We start from the raw sequence: 24,001 nt of genomic DNA on the forward strand, positions 1-24,001 counted from the left end.
GTCGCAGGTTCGAATCCTGTCTTCCCGATATTCACGACTGATTCAGTCGTTTTTTTGTATTTACAATTAACTTTTTATAGCTTTTTTTGTTATAATAAAGCATTAAATTAATGTAGGAGTGTCAATGAGAGTTGTTGCAGGCAATTATGGTGGCAGAAATTTAAAAACACTTGATGGGAAACTAACGCGGCCAACAGGCGATAAGGTTAGAGCTGCGATGTTTTCTATGATTGGCCCTTTTTTTGAAGGTGGCCGGGTGCTTGACTTATATGCTGGTAGTGGTGGGTTGGCGATAGAGGCTATTTCTAGAGGGATGTCTTCTGCTATTTTAGTTGAAACAGATCGAAAAGCACAGGCTATTATTTTAGATAATATAGAGATGACCAAGGAATTAAATAAATTTAGTTTATTAAAAATGGATGCCAAACGCTCGTTAAACCAATTGTCTGGACCATTTGATCTTGTGTTTTTAGACCCTCCCTATGCTAAAGAAACTGTAGAAAATGATATCAGCAGTTTGGATAGTCTACAATTATTGAGTGACCGAGTGATTATTGTATGTGAAACTGACGAGTCAGTCGTACTACCTGATAGTATAGGAGAGTTTGAGATAGTAAAGCAAAAACGCTATGGTATCTCTAAAGTAACGATTTATGAAAGAGGTGATCATGACTAAAAAAATTGGCCTATATACTGGTACCTTTGATACTGTGACAAATGGTCATTTGGATATTATTTATCGGGCTGCTAAATTATTCGATACACTTTATGTGGGTATATTTAACAATGATAAAAAAAATCCTTTGTTTTCGACTATTGAACGAAAAGTCATGTTGGAAAACCTATTGCTTGATTTTGATCATGTTCAAGTAATCGTTCATGAATCAGATTTAACGGTTAAGGTTGCCGAAAAACTACAGGTAACTGCCTTAGTTCGAAGCGTGAGAAATGCGCAAGATTTAGCCTATGAATCAGAGATGGTTTATTTTAATCAACAGATGAGTGGTATTGAAACTGTTATATTGCTTGCCGATCCTAATTTACAATATATTAATAGTACACGTATCAAGGAATTGGCTCAATTTGGAGCTGATATTTCAAAATGGGTACCAGGTTTAGTTATAAAAGAATTGGAGCGTAAAATTGAAAAAAAATAAACAGTCTTTTATTAAAAAAAGATGGTTAGTTATCCTTTTTTTAACGATCTTGCTAATCATCGGTATCGTATTCCCATTACCTTATTATATTGAAATGCCAGGAACTACTGAAAATGTTGGCTCCATGGTTAAGGTTGATCAGGCTTCTGTCGTTGGCAAAGGGTCGTTAAATTTGACAACAGTATCTATGATGCAGGCAACCGGAGCAGGTTTGATCTACGCTGCAGCAACTGATTTCACAGATGTTTACAGTAAGAAGGACATGATGGGCAATCAATCTGATAGTGATTATAATCGGATGAATGCTTTTTATATGGAAAGCGCACAAAATGCGGCTATTTATGAAGCATTTAAACTGGCTAATAAACCTTTTGACTTAACTTATAAAGGGGTTTACGTTTTAGACGTGATGCAGACATCGTCTTTTAAAAATGTGCTACAGGTAGCTGATACTGTTAGTGGTGTTGATGGAAAAAACTTTAAATCTTCTCAAGAATTAATGTCATATATCAAGTCTTTAAAAGTTGGTGCACCTATCTCTGTTCAATATACCAATGATCAGGGAAGAAATAAATCAGCGGATGGTAAAACGATTAAATTAACTGATGGCAAAGCCGGTATTGGGATTACATTAGTCGATCATACCGTTGTTTCTAGTACGCCTGCTGTCACGATAAATGCTGGGGGGATAGGCGGACCATCTGCTGGGATGATGTTTACACTTGAAATCTATTCTCAGTTAACGGGCAAGGATTTGACTCATGGTAAGGATATAGCTGGTACAGGTACTATCGAGGCAAATGGCATCGTAGGTCGAATTGGTGGTATCGATAAAAAAGTGGCGAGCGCCAATCAAAATGGCGCGAAGGTATTTTTAGCACCAGATGATCAGATTACGCCGGAAATGAAAAAATACGATAAACATATCAAAACAAATTATCAAGAGGCACTTGATGCTGCAAAAAAATTGAAAACTAAAATGAAGATTGTGCCAATAAAGACAGTACAAGACGCAATTAATTACTTGGAAAAAAATTAAAGTTAAGGCTTATGAACAAATATCAACATTTGTTCATTTTTTTTTATTTACTTTGTGAATTAGCTTTCTTTTAAAATCTGCCTTCTGTAACTGAAAAGTGATTAATTTCACAAAGTGGATAAAAATACGTTATTTTTATCCACTTTTTCGCTTTACAAACGTTTTCAAAATGGTATAATAAGTTCATAAAGACAAGTTAGTGAATTCACTAACTTGAAAAAACTTATCACTCTTACCATTTTTAAGGAGAAAAAAAGATGGCTACTAAAACTGTAGATAAAACTGAAACATTTGACGTTGCTGGCATGATTGATGAACTGGCTGCCAAAGGTGCCCAAGCACTTAAAGGACTTGAAAAATTAAATCAAGAACAGATTGACCATATTGTTCATGAAATGAGTATGGCTGCCCTTGATAAACATATGCCACTTGCAAAATTAGCAGTCGAAGAAACTGGGCGCGGTATCTATGAAGATAAAGCAATCAAAAATATGTATGCATCAGAGTATATCTGGAATGCAATTAAAGATAATAAAACTGTTGGTGTTATCAACGAAGATAAAGAAGCTGGTATCATTGAGATTGCAGAACCCGTCGGTGTTATCTGTGGTGTGACGCCAACAACGAACCCAACGTCTACAACAATTTTTAAAGCAATGATTGCCATTAAAACACGTAACCCAATCATCTTTGCTTTTCACCCTTCTGCTCAAAAATCTTCTTCAGCAGCAGCACAAATCGTGCTTGATGCGGCAGTAGCGGCTGGTGCACCTGAAAACTGTGTACAGTGGGTTACAAAACCCTCTATTGAAGCAACTGGTCTCTTGATGAACCACCCAACGATTGCAACAGTACTTGCAACTGGTGGATCAGCTATGGTTAAATCTGCTTACTCTACTGGTAAACCAGCACTTGGTGTAGGTCCAGGTAACACACCTGCTTACATTACTAGAGAAGCCAAAATCAAACGTGCGGTAAATGACTTGTTCCTTTCAAAAACATTTGATAACGGGATGATTTGTGCGTCTGAGCAAGCAATTATTGTTGACAATGAAGTCTTCAATGAAGTTAAAGATGAGTTCTTAGCTCATAATGCCTATATCGTTTCTTCAAAAGCAGAATTAGCTAAACTCGAAGCAACTGTTATGTTACCTGATGGTCATGCGGTTAATCCGAAAATTGTTGGGTTCTCTGCCAAACATATTGCCGAATTAGCAGGCATCAAAGTACCAGCTGAAACGAAGCTATTGATTGCTGAAATTGCCGGTGTTGGACCAGATTATCCTTTATCACGTGAAAAATTGTCACCAGTATTAGCAATGATCAAAGCTAACTCGACTGAGGAAGGTCTTGATTTATGTGAAGCCATGCTTGATCTTGGTGGTCTAGGCCATACAGCAGTTATCCATACTGAGGATGAAGCACTCCAAATTGAATTTGGTATCCGCATGAAAGCATGTCGTATTCTTGTCAATACACCTGCTGCTGAGGGTGGTATCGGTAATATCTACAATGAAATGTTGCCATCATTGACACTAGGTTGTGGGTCATATGGACATAACTCAGTATCACACAATGTATCAGCAGTTGACTTGATTAATGTTAAGACACTTGCTAAACGGAGAAATAATATGCAATGGTTCAGATTACCACCAAAAGTTTACTTTGAAAAGAATTCGATTACTTACTTGCAACAAATTAAAGCGGAACGCGTCATGCTTGTTTGTGACCCAGGTATGGTCCAATTTGGTTATGCTGATCTTATCCGTAAACAACTTGAGAAAAACCCAAATGATCCAAGCATTGAAGTATTTTCAGATGTTGAACCTAACCCATCTACAAATACAGTCTATAAGGGATTAGAAATGTTCAATAGCTTCCAACCAGATGTTGTCATTGCATTGGGTGGTGGTTCAGCTATGGATGCTGCTAAAGGGATGTGGATGTTCTTTGAACACCCAGATACAAGTTTCTTTGGTGCGAAACAAAAATTCCTTGATATTCGTAAACGTGCTTATAAGATTGAATATGCTGAGAAGGCAAAATTCATCTGTATCCCAACAACATCAGGAACAGGTTCAGAAGTGACACCTTTCGCAGTAATCACTGACTCAGATGATCATACTAAATATCCTTTAGCTGATTATGCCTTGACACCAGATGTGGCAATTATTGACCCACAACTTGTGATGTCAGTTCCTGCAAGCGTAACAGCTGATACAGGGATGGATGTGTTAACACATGCGATCGAGTCATACGTGTCAGTTATGGCATCAGATTATACGCGTGGTTTGTCATTACAAGCTATCAAAATCGTCTTTGAATATCTTGAAAAATCAGTAAAAACTGGTGACGCTGAATCTCGTGAGAAGATGCATAATGCCTCTACGATGGCTGGTATGGCCTTCGCAAATGCCTTCCTCGGTATTTCTCACTCAATCGCCCATAAAGTGGGCGGCGCTTGGGGTGTGCCTCACGGACGTACGAATGCGATTTTATTACCGCACGTTATCCGTTACAATGCCAAAGATCCTCAAAAACATGCCATGTTCCCTAAATATGACTTCTTCCGTGCAGATACAGACTATGCTGATATCGCACGATTCTTAGGACTCAAAGGTAATACGACCGCAGAACTTGTTGAAGCACTTGCAAGTGCAGTTTATAAACTTGGTATTGCGACTGGCATCGAAATGAACTGGCAATCACAAGGCTTGACTAAGAAACAAATGGTAGCAGAAATTGATCATCTTGCTGAAAAAGCATATGAAGACCAATGTACAACTGCAAATCCAAAACAACCTTTAATTTCTGAATTGAAAGCAATTATCGAAATTGCTTACGACTACAAAGGTTAAATAATTCAAGAAAAACCGTACAGATGTGCGGTTTTTTACGTTATAAATAAGTCATCTGACAAAACATACAAGTAGAGATCAGCTAGTTTAATCTTCCCTGATATGTCTAGTAAATTTGCTAGGTATGTCAGACGACTTAGATTTTTACTTGTCATTTATGCCCACTTGACGTATGATATGTTGTGGAGGAGATAAGCATGGAATCATTTGATATTTATGATCAAGAGCGTCGACTTACGGGTAGAACAGCTGAACGGGGGACAAAACTGAGTGCTGGTGAGTTCCGAATGGTCGTTAATTTGAGTATTTTAAATTCGGATAATCAGTTATTGATTCAGCAACGTCAGCCTTTTAAAGAGGGGTGGCCTAATATGTGGGATATCTCAGCCGGCGGAAGTGCTGTTGCTGGTGAAACGAGTCAAGAAGCGATTGCACGTGAGACACAAGAAGAAATTGGGGTACATCATGATTTTTCTGAGATGAGACCTTTTTTTACCCTGAATTTTGATGAAGGGTTTGATGACTACTATATCCTCTATCAAGATATAGCGCTATCAGAATTAACACTGCAACCATCTGAAGTCCAGGCGGTAAAATGGGCAACACGTGAAGCGGTTCAAGCCTTAATTTTAAGCGGCGAATTTATTCCTTATCACAAAAGTATCATTGATTTATTGTTTGACTTGAATGGTGTTTACGGTGGGCATGACTTATAAGATAGACTATTGCCTATCTTTTTTTCTGTTGTCAAGGACAGTTTCAATGCTGTAACGTCCCCATCTTGAGATTGTCGTAATAAATTGGGCTAGTTTTTCATGAGAAAAGTGGCCAACAATCATATAACAGGCTTGTCCTGACACTTTATAAAAGTCGGCCACTTCGGGATAGGCATTTACTGCGGCTTCAAAGGTGTCATACTGGTTATTATCCATGAAAACGCGGATAAATTGTTTGTGATCATACTGAATTGAGATGGTGTAGTTTTGAATGTGTCCAGCATCAATCAATTTATTAATTCTGATACCTACGGCCTGCCCTGTCATATGAATCAGTTGCCCAATGTCTTTGTTTGTTAGTTTAGCATTTGATTTCAAATAGGCTAATATTTGGTGATCGATGTTGTCCAATATGATTCCTTTCATCGTGAAAGAAGTCTACTAAAACCTCTTTCGCGAAAGCATTTACTATCTATTATAAAACAATTATACTTTATTTTATAGAGAAGAGGTATAGAGATGAAACAAGGACTTTTAGTGATTGATGTACAAAATGATTATTTTACTGGCGGGAAAATGACATTAACTGGCGCTGATGAGGCTTTACTGAAAGTTAATGCGTTGGAAGCACAGTTTCTTGCAGCAAAAATACCAATCATTTATATCCAACATATCAAATATGAACCAAATGCAGATTTTTTTGAAGTAGGAACAGTAGGTGCTGACTTGCATCCGCAGTTAAAGTATGGTGCTAGCTCAATAATTGTAGAAAAGCAATTTCCAAACAGTTTTCAAGGCACACCCTTGCAGCATCATTTAGAACAAAATGGTGTTGAACAACTTGTCATTTGTGGTATGATGACACATATGTGTGTCCGTGCAACAACACCAGTTGCGGAAAAGTTAGGCTATGCACCAATCGTCATAACAGATGCGACGGCTACAAGGGACTTGATAGTAAATGACGAGCTGATGCCTGCCAAACAAGTCCAGGAAACGATGCTTGCTGAACTTTCGGCAGTAGCAAGTATGATGACAGTCAAGGGATTTTTGGGTTAATGAGGTGGACAAAAAGGTTGCTTTATGCTTGTTTATTACCAAATAAGACTTGTAAAACACGCTAAAGTCGTGTATAATTAAATGGTTGCAGTAAAATTTTACGCAATCTAAACCACATTTTGAACGGATATCATCGTTGTGCTAGCGATAGTTGCGGTGATAGGTGATGTTTGAAAGAGGAAAAAACAATTTTAAAAGGAGACTAGCTCATGGCAGTCATTTCAATGAAACAACTACTCGAAGCGGGTGTTCACTTCGGTCACCAAACACGCCGTTGGAACCCAAAAATGAAACCGTTCATCTTTACAGAACGTAACGGTATTCACGTTATCGATTTACAAAAAACAGTAAAACTTGCTGACGATGCATACAACTACGTACGCGACGCAGCTGCAAACGGCGCTATTGTTCTTTTTGTAGGTACAAAAAAACAAGCTGCTGAAGCTGTTAAAGAAGAAGCACTTCGTGCTGGTCAATACTACATCAACCACCGTTGGTTGGGTGGTACTTTGACTAACTGGGGTACGATTCAAAAACGTATCGCACGTTTGAAAGAAATCAACAAAATGGAAGAAGACGGTACTTTTGACGTGCTTCCTAAAAAAGAAGTTGTACTTTTAAACAAACAACGCGATCGTCTTGAAAAATTCTTGGGCGGTATTGCTGATATGCCTCGTATCCCAGATGTTATCTACATCGTGGATCCACATAAAGAGCAAATTGCAGTTCAAGAAGCAACTAAATTAAACATTCCAATCGTTGCAATGGTTGATACAAATGCGGATCCTGATCCAATTGATGTTATCATCCCTGCAAATGACGATGCAATTCGTGCGGTTAAATTGATCACTGGTAAAATGGCAGATGCTATTATCGAAGGTCATCAAGGCGAAGACGCTGTTGAAGCTGAAGATGCAAACGTATCTGAAGCAGCATCAGCTGAATCAATCGAAGAATTGGTAGAAGTTGTGGAAGGTTCAAAAGAAGCCTAAGCTTCTTTTGAATTGACCAATCAGTAACGCGTCGTGTTACGACAAAAAAGAAGCCTAAGCTTCTTTTGAATTAACCAATCAGTAACACGTCGTGTTACGACAAAAAAAGAAGCCTAAGCTTCTTTTGAATTGAGTTGGCAAGCGTTAGCGAGTCAACTCAAATGACCAATAAAATTGAAAGAGGGCGGGGCCTACGCCTCAGCCCTCTTTTTCATAAAAAATTAAGTATCATAAGCACATCAAAAAGGAGAAAATAAAATGGCAATTACTGCAGCTCAAGTAAAAGAATTACGTGAAAAAACTGGTGCTGGCGTTATGGACGCTAAAAAAGCATTAGTAGAAACTGATGGTAACATCGAAAAAGCAACTGAATTACTCCGTGAAAAAGGGATGGCTAAAGCAGCTAAAAAAGTTGACCGTATTGCAGCAGAAGGCTTAACTGGTGTTTATGTTGATGGTAACTTTGCAGCACTTGTTGAAGTTAACTCAGAAACAGACTTTGTTGCTAAAAATGAACAGTTTGTTGCTTTAGTTAATGAATCAGCAGAATTGATTGCTAAAAACAAACCAGCTGATAACGATGCTGCACTTGCGATTCAAATGGCATCTGGTAAAACTTTATCAGAAGCTTACGTTGAAGCAACTTCAACTATCGGAGAAAAAATTTCTTTCCGTCGTTTTGCTTTGATTGAAAAAACAGATGCCCAACATTTTGGTGCTTACCAACATAATGGCGGACGTATCGGTGTTATCACAGTTGTTGATGGTGCTGACGATGCACTTGCTAAACAAGTATCAATGCATATTGCAGCAATGAAACCAGTTGTGCTTTCATACACTGAATTAGAAGAACAATTCGTTAAAGATGAGTTGGCGCAACTTAACCACGTGATTGAGTTGGACAACGAAAGCCGCGCAATGGTTGACAAACCAGCTTTGCCTTTCTTAACTTACGGCTCTAAAGCACAACTTACAGATGAAATCGTTGCAGCAGCAGAAGTGGCTATTAAAGCTGAATTAGCTGCTGAAGGTAAACCTGAAAAAATCTGGGATAAAATTATTCCAGGTAAAATGGAACGTTTCATGCTTGATAACACAAAAGTTGACCAAGCTTACACATTGTTAGCACAACTTTATGTGATGGATGATAGCAAAACTGTTGAGCAATACCTGGCTTCTGTTAACGCAACTGTTGTTGCATTTGCACGTTTTGAAGTTGGCGAAGGTATTGAAAAAGCAGCAAATAACTTTGAAGCTGAAGTTCAAGCGACAATGGCTGCTGCCTTAGAAAAATAATCTTTGAGAAATAGGTAAAAAAGACACGGGGAGTTAACTTTCTGTGTCTTTTTCTGTGTAAATATGGTATAATGAAACACGGAATTTATAATTTGAATAGATGGTTTAAATATATTAACAGATCAGTGATGGAGAGTAAAAAAGAATGCCTAAAAGTATTATAATTGCAATAATCATATTGCTAGCAGTAGTCGTTATATTCTATGCTATAGCGATGGTGCTGCGTAAGCAAACAGAAAATCGCATTCTTGCTCTTGAAAAGCGCAAGGAAGATTTATTTGATTTACCTGTTCAAGAAGAAGTTGACGCTGTCAAAAAATTACATCTTGTGGGACAAAGCCAGACAATTTTTAGAGAGTGGAATCAAAAATGGATTGATTTATCAGCTAATTCATTTGCTGATTTGGAAAATCATATTTTTGAAGCTGAACAGTTGAATGATTCTTTTAGGTTTATCAGAGCGCGTGCATCAGTTGATGCCTCAGAAGGACAAATCAAACTAATGGAAGAAGATGTGCAGTCTATTCGAGAGGGCATATCTGAATTAACCAAGCAAGAAACGATTAATTCTTCTAAAATCCAAGATTCTCTAGACTTATATGATACCTTACGTTCAGAAATTGCTGATAATGCTGGGAAATACGGTGTTGCGATCACGGAACTTCAAGTGCAACTAAAGAATATAGAAACTGAGTTTACGCAGTTTGTTGATTTGAATTCTACAGGGGATCCGATAGAGGCATCTGAAGTTTTAGAAACAGCTGAAGAGCATACGATCGCTCTAGGTGCAATTGCGGATCGTATCCCAGCTCTTGTTGAAGAGTTAACACAAACATATCCTGCACAACTTGAAGAGTTAACTGAAGGCTATGAGGCATTCAAAGAGCAAGATTTGAAATTGCCGGATTCAGCCAAAGTTGATGATAGATTGCAAGAAATTAGTGATGATTTAGCACAAGCTATGATTTTTCTGGAAAATTTCGAACTAGATCGTGCAGACGCTCAGTTGGAAAAAATGAAGCTTAATTTAGATGGTCTTTATGAGATTTTCTCAGACGAGTATAAAGCACGACGAGATGTTGCCAATAATACAGCGATTATAAAAGATTATCTGGCACATACACGTACTAATAATAAAAATCTATTACTTGAGATTGACCATGTCTCACAGAATTATATTTTAACAGGTAATGAGATGGGCTTAGTCAGAGGCTTCCAAGAAGAACTTGAGACGCTTGATTCTGGCGTAAGTGAAATTCTTGATGTGATAAAAGAGAATGCACAGCCCTATAGTTTACTTGGTAAAGAAGTAGACATTATTGTTTCTACGCTTGATGATATTGAAAAAAATCAAGTTAAAATTAGTAGCGATTTGCAGAATTTACGAAAACAAGAAAAGGCTGCACAAGATGTGGCTGATACCTTTGATAGAGAGGTACGTATCTTAAAACGGTATGTTGAAAAACGTAACTTACCTGGTTTACCTCAAGCCTATCTAGATAAGTTTTTTGCCACATCTGAGCGGGTACAAACCTTATTTAAAGAGTTAAATAAGGTCAAGGTCAATATTGATGGTGTTAATCATCTAGTTGATGTTGCAACAGAGGATGTTGCAAACCTGAAAGATGCAACAGATGAGATGGTTGATAAAGCGCGCTTAGCTGAAGATTTGATGCAATATGGTAATCGTTATAAGACAACAAATGAACGAATTGCTAAGAGTATTGCGCGGGCCTATCAATTATTTGAGAGAGATCGTAATTATGCAGCATCATTTGAAGAAATCTCAGTTGCTCTAGATGAAGTAGAACCTGGAGCTTCAGAACGAATTTCAAATGTTTACTATAATACAAAGCCAACTCCTGATTATCGTTAAAAATATAGGCTTGCTATCTAGCAAGTTTAAGATTGAAGACAAAGCCTATAAGACTTTGTCTTTTTTTGTTTCGTAGAAATACTTGGGTATCTAGCGTTTTAGCAGGATTATAACGTAGGTAGCACATATAATCGTAAATATGATATAATTAGATGATTGATATTTTGGATACTAGACAATAAGAGGTTAACTATCGTTAGCGGTTTATCGCTATAGTTAAAGATAAAATAGAAAAGAGAACTCATCATGACAAAAGGTATTATATTAGCAGGCGGTTCAGGAACACGTTTATATCCACTAACGCGTGCAGCAAGCAAACAATTGATGCCAATCTATGATAAACCAATGATTTATTATCCGCTTTCAACTTTAATGTTAGCAGGTATTAAAGAAATTTTGATTATTTCGACGCCACAAGATGTACCACGTTTTGAAGAATTACTGGGAGATGGTAGCGAGTTTGGTATTTCACTTAGCTACGCTGTTCAACCAAGCCCAGATGGTTTGGCGCAAGCATTTATTATCGGTGCGGACTTCATCGGTGACGATAATGTTGCCTTGATTCTTGGGGACAATATTTACTATGGTCCTGGTATGTCTAGTATGTTAGCTCGTGCTGCAGCTAAAGATACAGGTGCGACAGTTTTTGGCTATCAAGTGAAGGATCCAGAACGTTTTGGTGTTGTTGAATTTGATGAAAACATGCGTGCAGTATCAGTAGAAGAGAAACCTGAGCATCCAAAATCAAACTATGCAATTACAGGATTGTACTTCTATGATAATGATGTGGTCGAAATTGCTAAGTCTATCCAACCATCGTCTCGTGGTGAACTGGAGATAACAGATGTAAATGACGCCTATCTTAAACGTGGGGATTTAGATGTTGAGGTGATGGGTCGTGGCTTTGCATGGCTAGATACTGGTACGCATGAGTCATTACTTGAAGCAGCACAATATATAGAAACTGTACAACGTATGCAAAATGTACAAGTAGCTAATTTAGAAGAAATTGCCTACCGTATGGGCTATATCACACGTGAGCAAGTGATTGAACTTGCGCAAGCACTTAAGAAAAATGAATATGGTCAATATTTACTAAGACTTGTGGAGGCTGACGTTTAAAATGAGTGAAGATTTTTTTGGTAAGACATTAGCGGTACGAGAGATTTCTGAAATTCCTGGCATGTTGGAGTTTGACATTCCTGTTCATGGAGACAATCGTGGCTGGTTTAAAGAGAACTTTCAAAAAGAAAAAATGATGCCTCTAGGGTTTCCGACCTCTTTTTTTGCAGAAGGTAAATTGCAGAATAATGTTTCGTTTTCGAGAAAAGACGTTTTACGTGGGTTACATGCGGAGCCTTGGGATAAATATATTTCTGTAGCAGATAATGGTCGTGTACTTGGTGCATGGGTTGATTTGCGAGAAGGTGCTAGTTTTGGTCATGTCTATCAAACTGAAATTAACGCTAGTAAGGGTATATTTGTCCCGCGTGGTGTTGCAAATGGCTTCCAAGTTTTGAGTGAGTTTGTGTCTTATAGCTACCTTGTAAATGATTATTGGGCACTTGAGTTAAAACCAAAGTATGCCTTTGTTAATTATGCTGACCCTGCCTTAGGGATCAAATGGGAAGATGTTGCTAATGCAGAAGTAAGTGAAGCAGATATGAATCATCCCTTGCTTAGTGATGTCAAGCCATTAAGTGCAGATTCACTGTAAACTATATGGTTGATGCTGATTAAGGATCGTCATTAAATAATAAAAGAGGAATATATGACTGAATTAAAAAAAATAATTGTAACAGGTGGCGCAGGGTTTATCGGCTCAAATTTTGTTCATTATGTTTATAATAACCACCCAGAGATTGAAAAAATTATCGTCCTAGATAAATTAACATATGCAGGAAACAAAGCAAATATTTCAGATATCCTAGGCGATCGTGTAGAACTTGTCGTTGGTGACATCGCTGATGCTAAGCTTGTTGATGAGTTAGCTGCAAAAGTGGATGCAATCATCCATTATGCTGCAGAATCACATAATGATAACTCCTTGAAATCGCAAGATGAGTTTATTCATACCAATTTCATTGGTACCTATACGTTGATTCAAGCAGCGCGGAAACATGATTTGCGTTTTCATCATGTCTCTACAGATGAAGTCTATGGTGATTTACCCTATCGTGAAGATTTACCAGGTCATGGCGAAGGTGAGGGCGAAAAATTTACAGATCGTACGCCTTATAATCCAAGTTCGCCATACTCGTCGACTAAAGCTGCGAGTGACTTGATTGTTCGTGCTTGGGTACGTTCATTTGGTCTTAAAGCAACCATCTCCAACTGTTCAAATAACTATGGCCCATACCAACATATCGAGAAATTTATTCCACGTCAGATTACCAATATTTTGTCAGGAAGTCGGCCAAAATTATACGGCGACGGTAAAAACGTTCGTGACTGGATTCACACGGAAGACCACTCATCAGGTGTATGGGCAATTCTTACAAAAGGACAAATCGGTGAAACGTACTTGATTGGTGCTGATGGAGAGAAGAACAATAAAGAAGTATTAGAAGAAATTCTAACAGAAATGGGTCAAGATGCGACGGCCTATGATCGTGTTACAGACCGTGCAGGTCATGATTTGCGTTATGCTATCGATAATACGAAACTACGTACAGAGCTTGGGTGGACGCCGAAGCATACTGACTTTGAATCTGGATTGAAAGAAACGATCAACTGGTATTCAGATAATGCAGCATGGTGGCAAGCTGAAAAAGCAGCTGTTGAAGCCAACTACGCTAAATCACAAGAGGTGCTTAAATGATTTTAATTACTGGGGCGAGCGGTCAATTAGGTACTGAATTACGCTATTTATTAGATGAGCGTGGTGAAGACTATGTGGCAACTGATGTAGCTGAACTTGATATTACAAATGCCAAACAAGTTAATCAAGTTTTCGATGAGGTAAAGCCAACTTTAGTCTATCACTGTGCTGCCTACACAGCAGTTGATAAGGCTGAAGATGAGGGTAAAGCACTTGACTACGCCATCAATGTAACGGGAACAGAAAATATTGCCAAGGCAACTGCTGCGCATAATGCAACCTTAGTTTACATCTCAACTGATTATGTATTTGATGGTCTAAAACCTGTTGGTGAGGAGTGGGAAGTCGATGATCTTCCTGACCCTCAGACTGAATATGGTCGTACCAAGCGCTTAGGTGAGGAACTGGTCGAGAAGTATGCGGATAAATTCTATATTATTCGCACGGCATGGGTTTTTGGTAATTATGGTGCTAATTTTGTGTTTACCATGCAAAAATTAGCAGAGACGCATGCAGCATTAACTGTGGTTAACGATCAGCACGGTAGACCTACTTGGACACGTACTTTAGCAGAATTCATGGCTTACTTGACTGAAAATCAAAGAGATTTTGGGTATTACCATTTATCGAATGATGCTTCAGAAGATGTCACTTGGTATGATTTTGCAGTAGAAATCTTAAAAGATACGACTGTAACGGTTAGTCCAGTTGATTCTAGTCAATTTCCTGCTAAGGCAAAACGCCCCTTAAACTCAACGATGAGTTTAGATAAAGCAAAAGCAACAGGCTTTGTTATTCCATCATGGCAGGATGCTTTGAACGCCTTTTATCGTCAAGAAAAACAAGTGTAAATTGAGTCTTTACAAGCAAGTACCTCGGTACTTGCTTTTTTGATTATAAATGCATATGCGCAGCATAACTAAGATAAATCCGTGTAAATTCCCAAATGTAATCAGACGGTAAAATGACAATTATCCTTAATTGTGCTATACTGAAAAAGACTATGATGAGAAATTAGGTGAAAAATGCAACATGTTTTTATAATTGGTTCGCGTGGTTTGCCTGCCAAATATGGCGGATTTGAAACTTTTGTTGAGGAGCTTGTTAGTCATCAACAGTCCGACCAAATTAAGTATCACGTTGCCCAACTTTCGGAAAATGAAACGGGCAAGCATCTTACTTATAAAACTGCTGATGTATTTGAGATTAAAAAAAGAAATTTCGGTGCGGCAAATGTCATTTTCTATGATCGAGATGCGATTGTCTATGCCATAAAGTACATCAAAGCAAACAATATTACGAATCCCATATTTTATATTTTAGGGAACACATTAGGTGCCTTTATTGGTCACTATGTGAAGCTGATTCATAAAATAGGTGGAAAATTATACGTTAATCCAGATGGACTTGAGTGGAAGCGTAGTAAGTGGATGAAGCCAATTCAAGTGTACTTGAAATATTCAGAGAAAAAAATGGCTGAAAATGCTGATTTGATTATTTCGGATAATCAGGGGATTGAAGATTATTTAAAAGCTGAATATGATCATGTTGCATCAAAAGTGATTGCCTATGGTACGAACGATGTCGTAATGGTTCCGGGAGTTGCTCAACCTTGGTTGGATAAATATGGCATCCAAGTGGGTGCCTATTACCTTGTTGTTGGTCGCTTTGTACCCGAAAATAATTACGAGGCAATTATCCGTAATTTTATGGTGTCAAGCACGGAACATGATTTGGTCATCATCACCAACCATCTGGGCGATCCTTATTTTGAAAAATTACGTCAATTAACCAACTTTGATCAAGACAAGCGAATCAAGTTCGTTGGCACAGTGTATGATAAAGAGCAGCTGACTGCTATTAGAAAGCATGCTTTTGCTTATATACATGGGCATGCAGTAGGTGGGACAAACCCGGGATTACTTGAGGCGATGAGTACGACAGATTTAAACTTGGTATTTGATGTCAGTTTTAATCAGAATGTAGCTTTGGATTCAGCTCTTTTTTGGCAATTAGATACACTCTGCGAGGTAATGAATCAAGCAGAGAATCTTGATTCGAAAGCAGTCGTGATGCTTGCGCAAAAAGCAAGGGAAATTATAGCTGAAAAATATACTTGGGGTAAGATTGTAGGACAATATGAGGAGCTGTTTTTGAATGAAGGTTAATATTGTTCTCTCAACCTATAACGGGGCAAAGTTTCTTTCTGAGCAAATTGATAGCATACAGGCACAGACGTTTACTGACTGGCAATTACTGATTCGTGATGATGGCTCGACAGATAAGACGCTTGACATAATCAAGGCATATGTTTTAAAGGATGAACGTATCAAATTTATTGATGAGCCTGAGCGAAGAAATTTAGGCGTCATTAATAGTTTTTACAAACTAATCAAGCATGATGAGGCCGATTACTATTTTTTCTGTGATCAGGATGATGTATGGCTTCCAGAAAAAATAGCCATCATGCTATCTGAAGCTACAAAGTATAATGCAAATAAAGCTTTAATGGTCTATATGGATTTATCAGTAGTTGACGAAAACTTGAAGGTGATCAATCCATCAATGGTTCATAGCCAAAGTCACCATGCCAATACAAGTTTACTGGCAGAGTTAACAGAGAATACTGTTACTGGTGGTGTGGCTATGATCAATCATGCTTTAGTCAAAAGATGGAGCAGTTCAGATAACATGATCATGCATGATTGGTACTTGGCTTTGCTAGCCACTGCAACAGGGGAGCTCGTTTATATCGATAAGCCTGGTGAACTTTACCGTCAGCATGATCATAATGTGTTGGGCGCTAGAACTTTGGCTAAACGCCTTAAAAAATGGTTAAATCCATTGCAAGCTGTTCAAAAATACTGGGAGCTGATCATCACCAGTCAAAAACAAGCAGCTTCTATATTAAATCAACCTGATTTATCGGATGATAATAGAGAATTGATAGAAAAGTATGTTGATTTGCTAAATCAGACGATGATCAATCGGATTATGTATTTAAAAAAATATAACTTTAAAAAGAATAAATTATTTCACACCATCGTGTTTCGAACACTTGTTGTGACAAAGTTGGGGTATGTAAAAAAATGAACTCGAAAAATTGGATTTTATTAAAAGAATTAGTGAAAACTGATTTTAAATTACGATATCAGGGAAGCGTAATAGGCTATTTGTGGTCGATTCTGAAACCAATCATGCTATTTGCAGTTATGTATATGGTTTTTATTCGATTTTTAAGATTCGGATCTGATGTACCTCACTTTGCTGTTGCCTTACTCTTAGGGACTACCGTTTGGGGGTTTTTCTCTGAAGCAACAAGTATGGGCATGGTATCAATCGTTACACGTGGTGATTTAATGCGGAAAATTAGTTTTTCAAAACCTATTATTGTTTTATCCGCTGTTACAAATGCATTTATAAATTTGTGCATCAACTTAGTTGTTGTATTGATTTTTGCCGCATTTAATGGTGTAACATTTTCGTTTCAGGTGCTCTTTCTCCCTTTACTTCTAATAGAACTGTTAATTCTTGTAGTCGGTATTGCACTATTATTAGCGACACTCTTTGTTAGATATAGAGACCTGTCCCCCGTGTGGGAAGTTGTTCTTCAAGCAGGAATGTATGCCACACCAATCATCTATTCCGTCTCATTTGTTTCCAAGGATCACCCATTAGCAGCGAAATTAATGTTTATGAATCCAATGGCACAAATCATTCAGGATATGCGTTATTTTTTGATTGATCATGCAAATGTTACTGTATGGCAATTACTAAAATGGCAGTATGCTTTTATACCCTATGTAATACCAGTTATCGTATTTGTTATAGGTCTTGTTTTATTTAATAAACATTCTAAGAAATTTGCGGAGATTATCTAAATGACTGAAAATAATAACATTGCTGTTCGTGTTAATCATGTTAGCAAATCTTTTAAATTGCCTACAGAAAGTTCGTCAAGCCTAAGAACTACACTAGTGAATCGATTTAAAGGGATAAAAGGTTACACGGAACAAAAAGTACTAAAAGATATTTCTTTCGATGTTGAAAAAGGTGATTTTTTTGGCATAGTGGGACGAAATGGCTCAGGGAAGTCAACGCTACTCAAAATCATTTCACAAATTTATGTACCAGAAAAAGGGAATGTTGATGTCAATGGTAAATTGGTCTCGTTTATTGAACTTGGCGTTGGCTTTAATCCCGAATTGACTGGACGTGAGAATGTCTACTTAAATGGTGCCATGCTTGGGTTTTCTGAGAGTGAAGTTGATGATATGTATCAAGAAATCGTTGACTTTGCTGAACTTCATAAGTTTATGAACCAAAAATTGAAGAACTATTCATCTGGCATGCAAGTTAGACTAGCTTTTTCAGTTGCTATTCAAGCTAAATCAGATATTTTAGTCTTAGATGAAATTCTGGCAGTTGGTGATGAAGCTTTCCAAAGAAAATCACAAGAATTTTTTGATGAGATTCGACAAGATAAAGATAAAACGGTTATCTTAGTAACACATGATATGAACGCAATACAGCGATATTGTAACAAGGTTGTCTATATCAAGGATGGCTATCTGGACAGAGCAGAGACGATACAAGATGTCACGACTCATTATTCAGAAGATAACCTTTCAGCTAATCGTGATAAAGTGACTCAAGCAACTAGTTATAAAGCTATTGAATTAAGTATGATACCAAAGAGTCCACTTGTTTTGGATAAACCAAATCAAAATTTTGAGTTCGATGTAACATATAACATCAATGATGAGAGTATCAAGCAAGAGCCAAATTTATATCTGGCCTATGCGCTTTATGATGTTGGTCGTGGCGGGATTGTATTTGATAGTGGTTCAATTAATGTTAATGGACAAAATAGCTTTCATGCTAGTATACCGATGACCAATTTCCATAATACAAACTTTAGATTAACAGTTAGTTTACGCAAAGACCCTAAGATTAAAAATGAAGCACATTTTGATACTGAGCCACTTGCTTATACAAGTGGAGATGATGATATATATTTCAAGTATTTTGATGTTGATGACAAATATACATATGGTCTACTAAAGGAACTATAATATGAACCCCCTTATTTCTGTTATAATCACTAATTACAACTATGCTCAGTATATTCAAAAAGCAATTGAAAGTGTATCTGACCAAACCTATCCTAATATTGAATTACTGATTTATGATGATGGTTCTAGTGATGACTCGCTTGCCATAATTGACAAAACATTACCATCTGTCAAGGTATCAAAGGTAAAACTTATACAGCAAGAAAATAGAGGTATTGTTAAAACAAGAAATAGAGCCCTACAGGAGTTAACAGGGAGCTACTATATTTTTCTTGATGCAGATGACTTCTTTGATGCAGATTTTGTGAGTAGTTTATATCAAATAGCGATAGATACAGGCGCTGATGTTATCTATCCTAATTGGCATGTTGTAGAATTAGAGACTGGGAATGACTATAAGACTAATTTTCCGGAGTTTACCCTTGAGGGGTTACAGAGACAACAACTCCATGTTACTCCGGAGTCTTTAGTTAAAACTGCTGCTATTAAGGACATGACATTTGAAATGGAGTTGGTGGCAGAAGATTGGCACTTCTTTTTGCAGATGGCTTTTTTAGGAAAAAAGTTTAAGCTTGCTAAAGATAACTATATCAACTATCAAGTGAAATCAAATAGTCGGTCATCTCAAAACAGTTATACGGAAGATACGTTTTTATTTGAATCTATATTGGCAGAATTTAGAGAGAAATATATGGATCAGGTTATCGAGCCTGACTATATTAGCCAGAAACGGATGGCAGAACTTGAATTAGACAGAGCAGCTATACAAGAACGACTGCGAATCTCAGACGAAAATTTGAAGTTATTGAGTGATAGTAATATAAATCTGACCATGCAAATATCGCAATTGGAAAATCAGATAGCTGACTTTCAGTCAATCATCAATCAGAAAGAACTGCATATTCAAAATTTGGAACGGTCGAAATTTGGTAGGCTACAGAAAATGCTCAGAAAAGGATTGAAAAAATGACACGCCGAATATTATTTTATGTTCATTTTAATAAATATAATAAGTTGAGTGATCATGTGATTTTTCAACTCAATGAGATGAGACCACTATTTGAAAAAATAATCGTGGTTTCAAATAGCCAATTGTCGCCGAATGATTTATCAAGAATTACCTATGACGGGTTCATCCAACGTGAAAACTCGGGTTTTGATTTTGCCGCTTGGTCAGATGGTATTGAGCATGTTGGATGGGAGGAACTGATTAAGTATGATTCCGTGACTCTGATGAATGACACGTGTTTTGGCCCGTTATACGATATGCAACCTTACTATGAAAATTATGAAGCTGAAGCAGTGGATTTCTGGGGGATTACAAATCATCGCGAGACTAAAACGGTTTCAGAACACATTCAAAGTTACTTTGTAGTCTACCATAAGGAAATTATAGAATCCAATTTATTCCAATCATTTTGGGGAAATGTTGAAATCTTATCTGATGTCCAAGAGGTGATTGCAAGTTACGAAACATCTTTAACATCCGAATTAATAAAAATGGGTTATCAGTATAAAACAATTTTGGATACAGTGAGTTTGCCGATAAGTGGTATGTTACATCCAGATTTTTCATATTGGAATCCTTCAGTAATCGTTAAAGAAAAAGTGCCCTTTTTAAAAATAAAAGCCATTCAAGCGTTTAAAGATATGACACCACTGGTTTTAAGAGAACTTGACAGACAAAGTGATTATCCAATCAAGCAAATATATACGCATATGTCTAGTTTTGTTGAGTATCCAGATGAGAAATACTTACTAGCAGATAGCTATTTAAATCTAAGGGATAATAAGGGTAAATTTGTTAAACCTGTTGCGATTCACTTGCATGTATTTTATACGGATTTGCTAGCAGAGTTTTTTGAACAGTTTGTCAGGTATGAATTTCAATATGACTTGTTTATTACAACAGATATTTATGAAAAAAAAGCTGAAATTGAGCGAGCACTAGCCACATTTAAATTAAAAGCGAAAATATTTGTTACAGGAAATGTCGGACGTGATGTGCTGCCCATGCTGAAATTGAAAGATATACTATCAACATACGAGGTCATAGGACATTTTCATACTAAAAAATCTAAGGAAGCAGATTTTCTGGTTGGTGAATCTTGGCGCAAGGATTTGATTGACATGTTGGTTAAACCTGCCAATCAAATCGTATCACAATTTTCAAGTCCAAAACTTGGTTTAGTGATTGCTGATATACCAACTTTTTTTAGATATAATGAAATTGTAAATGCGACTAATGAATCACAAATTGCACCACATATGAATGAATTGTGGGAGCGCATGGTATTAGATAAGGTAGTCGATTTTACACAACTATCTACATTTGTGATGAGTTATGGGACATTTGGCTGGTTTAGGTATGATGCGCTGCATCAGCTATTTGATTTGAATTTGACAGAGTCAGATGTCCCTAATGAACCACTACCACAAAATAGTATTCTACATGCAATCGAGCGGTCGTTAATTTATATTTCATGGAATAATTTTTATGAGTTTAAGATATCGCAGAATGTGACGAGGCTAACACCATTTATAGACGTTAAAACTATGAATAAAAATACTAGTCAAATTGATTGGAATAGTTTAGGTGGAAGAAAAGCATTGAAATATTTAATCAAAAAAATTCTGATTAGATTGAAACTAGTCAAGTGATAGAATAATATTTTTTGGGGGAGAATATGAAAAAAAAAATAAATGGTTGTATGCAAAATGCTTATAAGAATAAATACATTTTTTTAACTCTTACTGTGTTGTTGTTTGTATCTCATTTCATGGTCAGGAGCAAAGTTGATTGGCCAATGAGGTATATGATTCCTGCTTTTTTGGTACTTATTGTGCTAATGTTTGTGCTGAACTTTAATGATGTAAAAAAAATACCTAGAAATGCATTTTATATCATTTTGTTGATTGGTTCTTTAAATAGTTTAATCTTACCAGCTGGAACTGGCTTAGATGAGCAAGCACATTATGCTAATGCCATGCAAATTGCTGATGGGCATTTTATAAATCTCGTAGATAAAACGGAATTCTATAAAGTTTCTCCGGATGCTGCGTTTAATCCAGAAGGACAAGTTGATAAGTATAACTTATATAGTCGTGATTGGTTACAGTTAAAGCATAAAAAATCTGATTATAGTGTCATCAAAGAAAAAAATTATAACATTGCGAATCCTGTATTTATTCCATCAGCAATAGGCATTAAGATTGGTAGAATACTCAGTCCTTATGTTTTCGTCTCATATTATCTAGGTAGGATGTTTAATATCCTTGCATTAGCCACAATGGCATACTTTGCAATTAAGAAGTCAAAACAGTATGCAATCGCATTATTTGGAGTTTCAACGATTCCAATTTGTCTATGGATCTCTGCAGGATATAATTATGACTCATTTTACTATGGCCTAACTTTATTAGCGATATCTTGGCTAATCAATATGTTTGATAATGAAAATAAGATACAGTTAAAGGATATCATTGTTTACTCAATTTTTTCATGCCTCCTTGTTTTAGCAAAGGCTCCTATGGTGTCAATCGTCATTTTACCATTATTTATTTCAAAATCATATTATCAGTCTGCTAAAATCAAGTTGGTGTCGTTTATTCCAATTGCTCTGACAATACTTTTATCTGGCATGTGGCTAGCACAAACTCGTCTCTTTTCCATATTTGGATATGTTTCATCTGCTGCCGCTGATGTAGATACTGGTAAAGTGTCTAACTTAACTTATTTTCTTGCACACTTAAAGGATTCCATTGAGGTATTTATCCGAACGTTCTTTAATGTGATTGGTCAAAATTCTTTTATGCAAATAGGATCACCCAATGGTCATTTACAGGCGCCCTTTTTACCAGTAGATCATGCGGTATTAAATAATACTAACATCGTCATTTTTATTGTGATGATTTTAATCACTAGTTTCGTGGTTAATGTAGAATTACCAACATACTTTAAAACGATTCTAATTACCATAAACGTTTTCATTATCTTTGCAACAATTTATGCAATTGCAGGTGATTCTAGGGTGTATAGCCAAGGAGAACCTGTTGTTGAGGGAATACAGGGTAGATATCTGTTTATTACAATGACATCTCTTCCAGTATTGCTGAGTACACCTATCAAAAAAATATTCGGATTAGGTTCAGCTACCAGCGCAATAGATGTGAAAATAGAAGAACATATTTGTGCTGTGGTGATGAAGTTATGCCTATTTGGTGCCTTATTAACTACTTATACCTACTTTTACGTTACAGGGGATCTTATTTTTTAGTCAAATAGAATTGGGAGAAATGATGTTTCAACATACGTTTGTGATTTGTGCTTATGGTGAGTCACCATATTTACAAGCCTGCATTCAATCTTGTGTCAATCAGACAAGTGTGCACGCACAAGAGTCAAAAATTATTTTATATACGAGTACACCCAATACGCTAATTGATCAGTTAGCAAAAAAATATCAGATTGATGTATTTACCACTGATGGTGGTGGTATTGGACATGACTGGAATCAAGCATTATCTTTTGTCACGACTAAATATGCGACGATTGCCCATCAAGATGATATCTATTTGCCAAGTTATGGGACTGAAGTGATCAAGGCGTTTAATCAGTCTGATGAGACAAATATTGTCTTTACAGACTATAGTGAGAATGATGCGCAAGATCAGCTAAGACCACGTAATATCAATTTGAAAATCAAACATTTCGGCTTAGGCTTGATGTCCCTACTTCAGGCCAAATGGTATCAAAAACGTATTTATGCGCTTGGTAATTTTATCTCTTGCCCTGCGGTATCCTATAACATGGAAAGACTCTCTGATTTCAAGTTTGATGAAGGGTTAAAAATGGTCGTTGATTGGGACGCGTGGGAAAGAATTATGTCACGTCCAGGTAAAGTGACATACGTCAAGCAAAGACTGATGTATCATCGAATACACGATGCTTCAGAAACAACAGTCAACACACTAGATAAAAATAGAGAAACTGAAGAGTTTATGATGTATCAACGCTATTGGCCAACTGTGATTGCAAAACTGCTGATGCGCGTCTATGTAAACAATCAAAAAGGAAATCAATAATAACGCATAATTCATTTATGCTATAAT

22 protein-coding genes are annotated in these 24,001 nt (G+C 36.9%); 21 read left to right on the plus strand and 1 reads right to left on the minus strand.

Features of this window, described 5'->3' with window-relative positions:
• Nucleotides 1-124 precede the first annotated feature (124 nt).
• The 5 genes from rsmD (at nucleotide 125) to RU86_RS03925 (ending at nucleotide 5,770) form a co-directional block, all read left to right on the plus strand.
• A complete protein-coding gene (gene rsmD / locus RU86_RS03905; RefSeq protein WP_096814152.1) occupies nucleotides 125-676 on the plus strand; it encodes a 16S rRNA (guanine(966)-N(2))-methyltransferase RsmD in 552 nt (183 codons plus the stop codon).
• Entirely contained in the window at nucleotides 669-1,157 is a 489-nt protein-coding gene (gene coaD / locus RU86_RS03910; RefSeq protein ID WP_096814153.1) for a pantetheine-phosphate adenylyltransferase, read from the plus strand. The genes rsmD and coaD overlap by 8 nt, the downstream gene beginning before the upstream one ends.
• Complete coding sequence (locus tag RU86_RS03915) at nucleotides 1,144-2,196, plus strand: SepM family pheromone-processing serine protease (protein ID WP_096814154.1); 1,053 nt, start codon at nucleotides 1,144-1,146, stop codon at nucleotides 2,194-2,196. Before coaD ends, RU86_RS03915 begins: the two co-directional genes overlap by 14 nt.
• A 257-nt stretch (nucleotides 2,197-2,453) precedes the next feature.
• Nucleotides 2,454-5,054, plus strand: a complete 2,601-nt coding sequence (gene adhE / locus RU86_RS03920; protein ID WP_096814155.1) for a bifunctional acetaldehyde-CoA/alcohol dehydrogenase — start codon at nucleotides 2,454-2,456, stop codon at nucleotides 5,052-5,054.
• 197 nt (nucleotides 5,055-5,251) lie between these two features.
• Entirely contained in the window at nucleotides 5,252-5,770 is a 519-nt protein-coding gene (locus RU86_RS03925; protein WP_096814156.1) for an NUDIX hydrolase, read from the plus strand.
• A gap of 6 nt (nucleotides 5,771-5,776) precedes the next feature.
• On the opposite strand, the gene RU86_RS03930 is transcribed toward RU86_RS03925, so the two are convergent.
• Nucleotides 5,777-6,196: an Lrp/AsnC family transcriptional regulator gene (locus RU86_RS03930; RefSeq protein ID WP_096814157.1), complete on the minus strand. Its 420-nt coding sequence runs from the start codon at nucleotides 6,194-6,196 to the stop codon at nucleotides 5,777-5,779.
• Nucleotides 6,197-6,289: 93 nt separating this feature from the next.
• On the opposite strand from RU86_RS03930, the gene RU86_RS03935 reads away from it, so the two are divergent.
• The 16 genes from RU86_RS03935 (at nucleotide 6,290) to RU86_RS04010 (ending at nucleotide 23,974) form a co-directional block, all read left to right on the plus strand.
• Entirely contained in the window at nucleotides 6,290-6,829 is a 540-nt protein-coding gene (locus RU86_RS03935) for a cysteine hydrolase family protein (RefSeq protein WP_096814158.1), read from the plus strand.
• Nucleotides 6,830-7,038: 209 nt separating this feature from the next.
• Complete coding sequence (gene rpsB, locus RU86_RS03940; RefSeq protein WP_096814159.1) at nucleotides 7,039-7,821, plus strand: 30S ribosomal protein S2; 783 nt, start codon at nucleotides 7,039-7,041, stop codon at nucleotides 7,819-7,821.
• Between the two features lie 258 nt (nucleotides 7,822-8,079).
• Complete coding sequence (tsf, locus tag RU86_RS03945; protein ID WP_079507645.1) at nucleotides 8,080-9,117, plus strand: translation elongation factor Ts; 1,038 nt, start codon at nucleotides 8,080-8,082, stop codon at nucleotides 9,115-9,117.
• A gap of 145 nt (nucleotides 9,118-9,262) precedes the next feature.
• Entirely contained in the window at nucleotides 9,263-10,993 is a 1,731-nt protein-coding gene (gene ezrA / locus RU86_RS03950) for a septation ring formation regulator EzrA (RefSeq protein ID WP_096814160.1), read from the plus strand.
• Nucleotides 10,994-11,239: 246 nt separating this feature from the next.
• Nucleotides 11,240-12,115: a glucose-1-phosphate thymidylyltransferase RfbA gene (gene rfbA / locus RU86_RS03955; protein ID WP_096814161.1), complete on the plus strand. Its 876-nt coding sequence runs from the start codon at nucleotides 11,240-11,242 to the stop codon at nucleotides 12,113-12,115.
• Between the two features lies 1 nt (nucleotide 12,116).
• Nucleotides 12,117-12,710: a dTDP-4-dehydrorhamnose 3,5-epimerase family protein gene (locus tag RU86_RS03960; protein WP_096814162.1), complete on the plus strand. Its 594-nt coding sequence runs from the start codon at nucleotides 12,117-12,119 to the stop codon at nucleotides 12,708-12,710.
• A gap of 54 nt (nucleotides 12,711-12,764) precedes the next feature.
• A complete protein-coding gene (gene rfbB, locus RU86_RS03965; protein WP_096814163.1) occupies nucleotides 12,765-13,814 on the plus strand; it encodes a dTDP-glucose 4,6-dehydratase in 1,050 nt (349 codons plus the stop codon).
• Nucleotides 13,811-14,665 (plus strand): dTDP-4-dehydrorhamnose reductase, encoded by an 855-nt coding sequence (gene rfbD / locus RU86_RS03970; RefSeq protein WP_096814164.1) that lies wholly within the window; start codon nucleotides 13,811-13,813, stop codon nucleotides 14,663-14,665. The genes rfbB and rfbD overlap by 4 nt, the downstream gene beginning before the upstream one ends.
• 174 nt (nucleotides 14,666-14,839) lie before the next feature.
• Nucleotides 14,840-15,982: a beta 1-4 rhamnosyltransferase Cps2T gene (gene cps2T / locus RU86_RS03975; protein ID WP_096814165.1), complete on the plus strand. Its 1,143-nt coding sequence runs from the start codon at nucleotides 14,840-14,842 to the stop codon at nucleotides 15,980-15,982.
• Nucleotides 15,972-16,907, plus strand: a complete 936-nt coding sequence (locus RU86_RS03980; RefSeq protein WP_096814166.1) for a glycosyltransferase family 2 protein — start codon at nucleotides 15,972-15,974, stop codon at nucleotides 16,905-16,907. Before cps2T ends, RU86_RS03980 begins: the two co-directional genes overlap by 11 nt.
• Nucleotides 16,904-17,695, plus strand: coding sequence for an ABC transporter permease (locus RU86_RS03985; protein ID WP_096814167.1), 792 nt, complete (start codon nucleotides 16,904-16,906; stop codon nucleotides 17,693-17,695). The genes RU86_RS03980 and RU86_RS03985 overlap by 4 nt, the downstream gene beginning before the upstream one ends.
• Nucleotides 17,696-18,889: an ABC transporter ATP-binding protein gene (locus tag RU86_RS03990; RefSeq protein WP_096814168.1), complete on the plus strand. Its 1,194-nt coding sequence runs from the start codon at nucleotides 17,696-17,698 to the stop codon at nucleotides 18,887-18,889.
• Between the two features lies 1 nt (nucleotide 18,890).
• A complete protein-coding gene (locus RU86_RS03995) occupies nucleotides 18,891-19,859 on the plus strand; it encodes a glycosyltransferase family 2 protein (RefSeq protein WP_096814169.1) in 969 nt (322 codons plus the stop codon).
• A complete protein-coding gene (locus RU86_RS04000) occupies nucleotides 19,856-21,550 on the plus strand; it encodes a rhamnan synthesis F family protein (RefSeq protein WP_096814170.1) in 1,695 nt (564 codons plus the stop codon). Before RU86_RS03995 ends, RU86_RS04000 begins: the two co-directional genes overlap by 4 nt.
• 26 nt (nucleotides 21,551-21,576) lie before the next feature.
• On the plus strand, nucleotides 21,577-23,166 hold the full coding sequence (locus RU86_RS04005; protein ID WP_096814171.1) for a DUF2142 domain-containing protein: 1,590 nt from the start codon (nucleotides 21,577-21,579) through the stop codon (nucleotides 23,164-23,166).
• Between the two features lie 22 nt (nucleotides 23,167-23,188).
• A complete protein-coding gene (locus tag RU86_RS04010; protein ID WP_096814172.1) occupies nucleotides 23,189-23,974 on the plus strand; it encodes a glycosyltransferase family 2 protein in 786 nt (261 codons plus the stop codon).
• Nucleotides 23,975-24,001: the final 27 nt, after the last annotated feature.

It is taken from the genome of Pseudolactococcus piscium (assembly GCF_002441695.1).
Classification (GTDB): domain Bacteria; phylum Bacillota; class Bacilli; order Lactobacillales; family Streptococcaceae; genus Pseudolactococcus; species Pseudolactococcus piscium.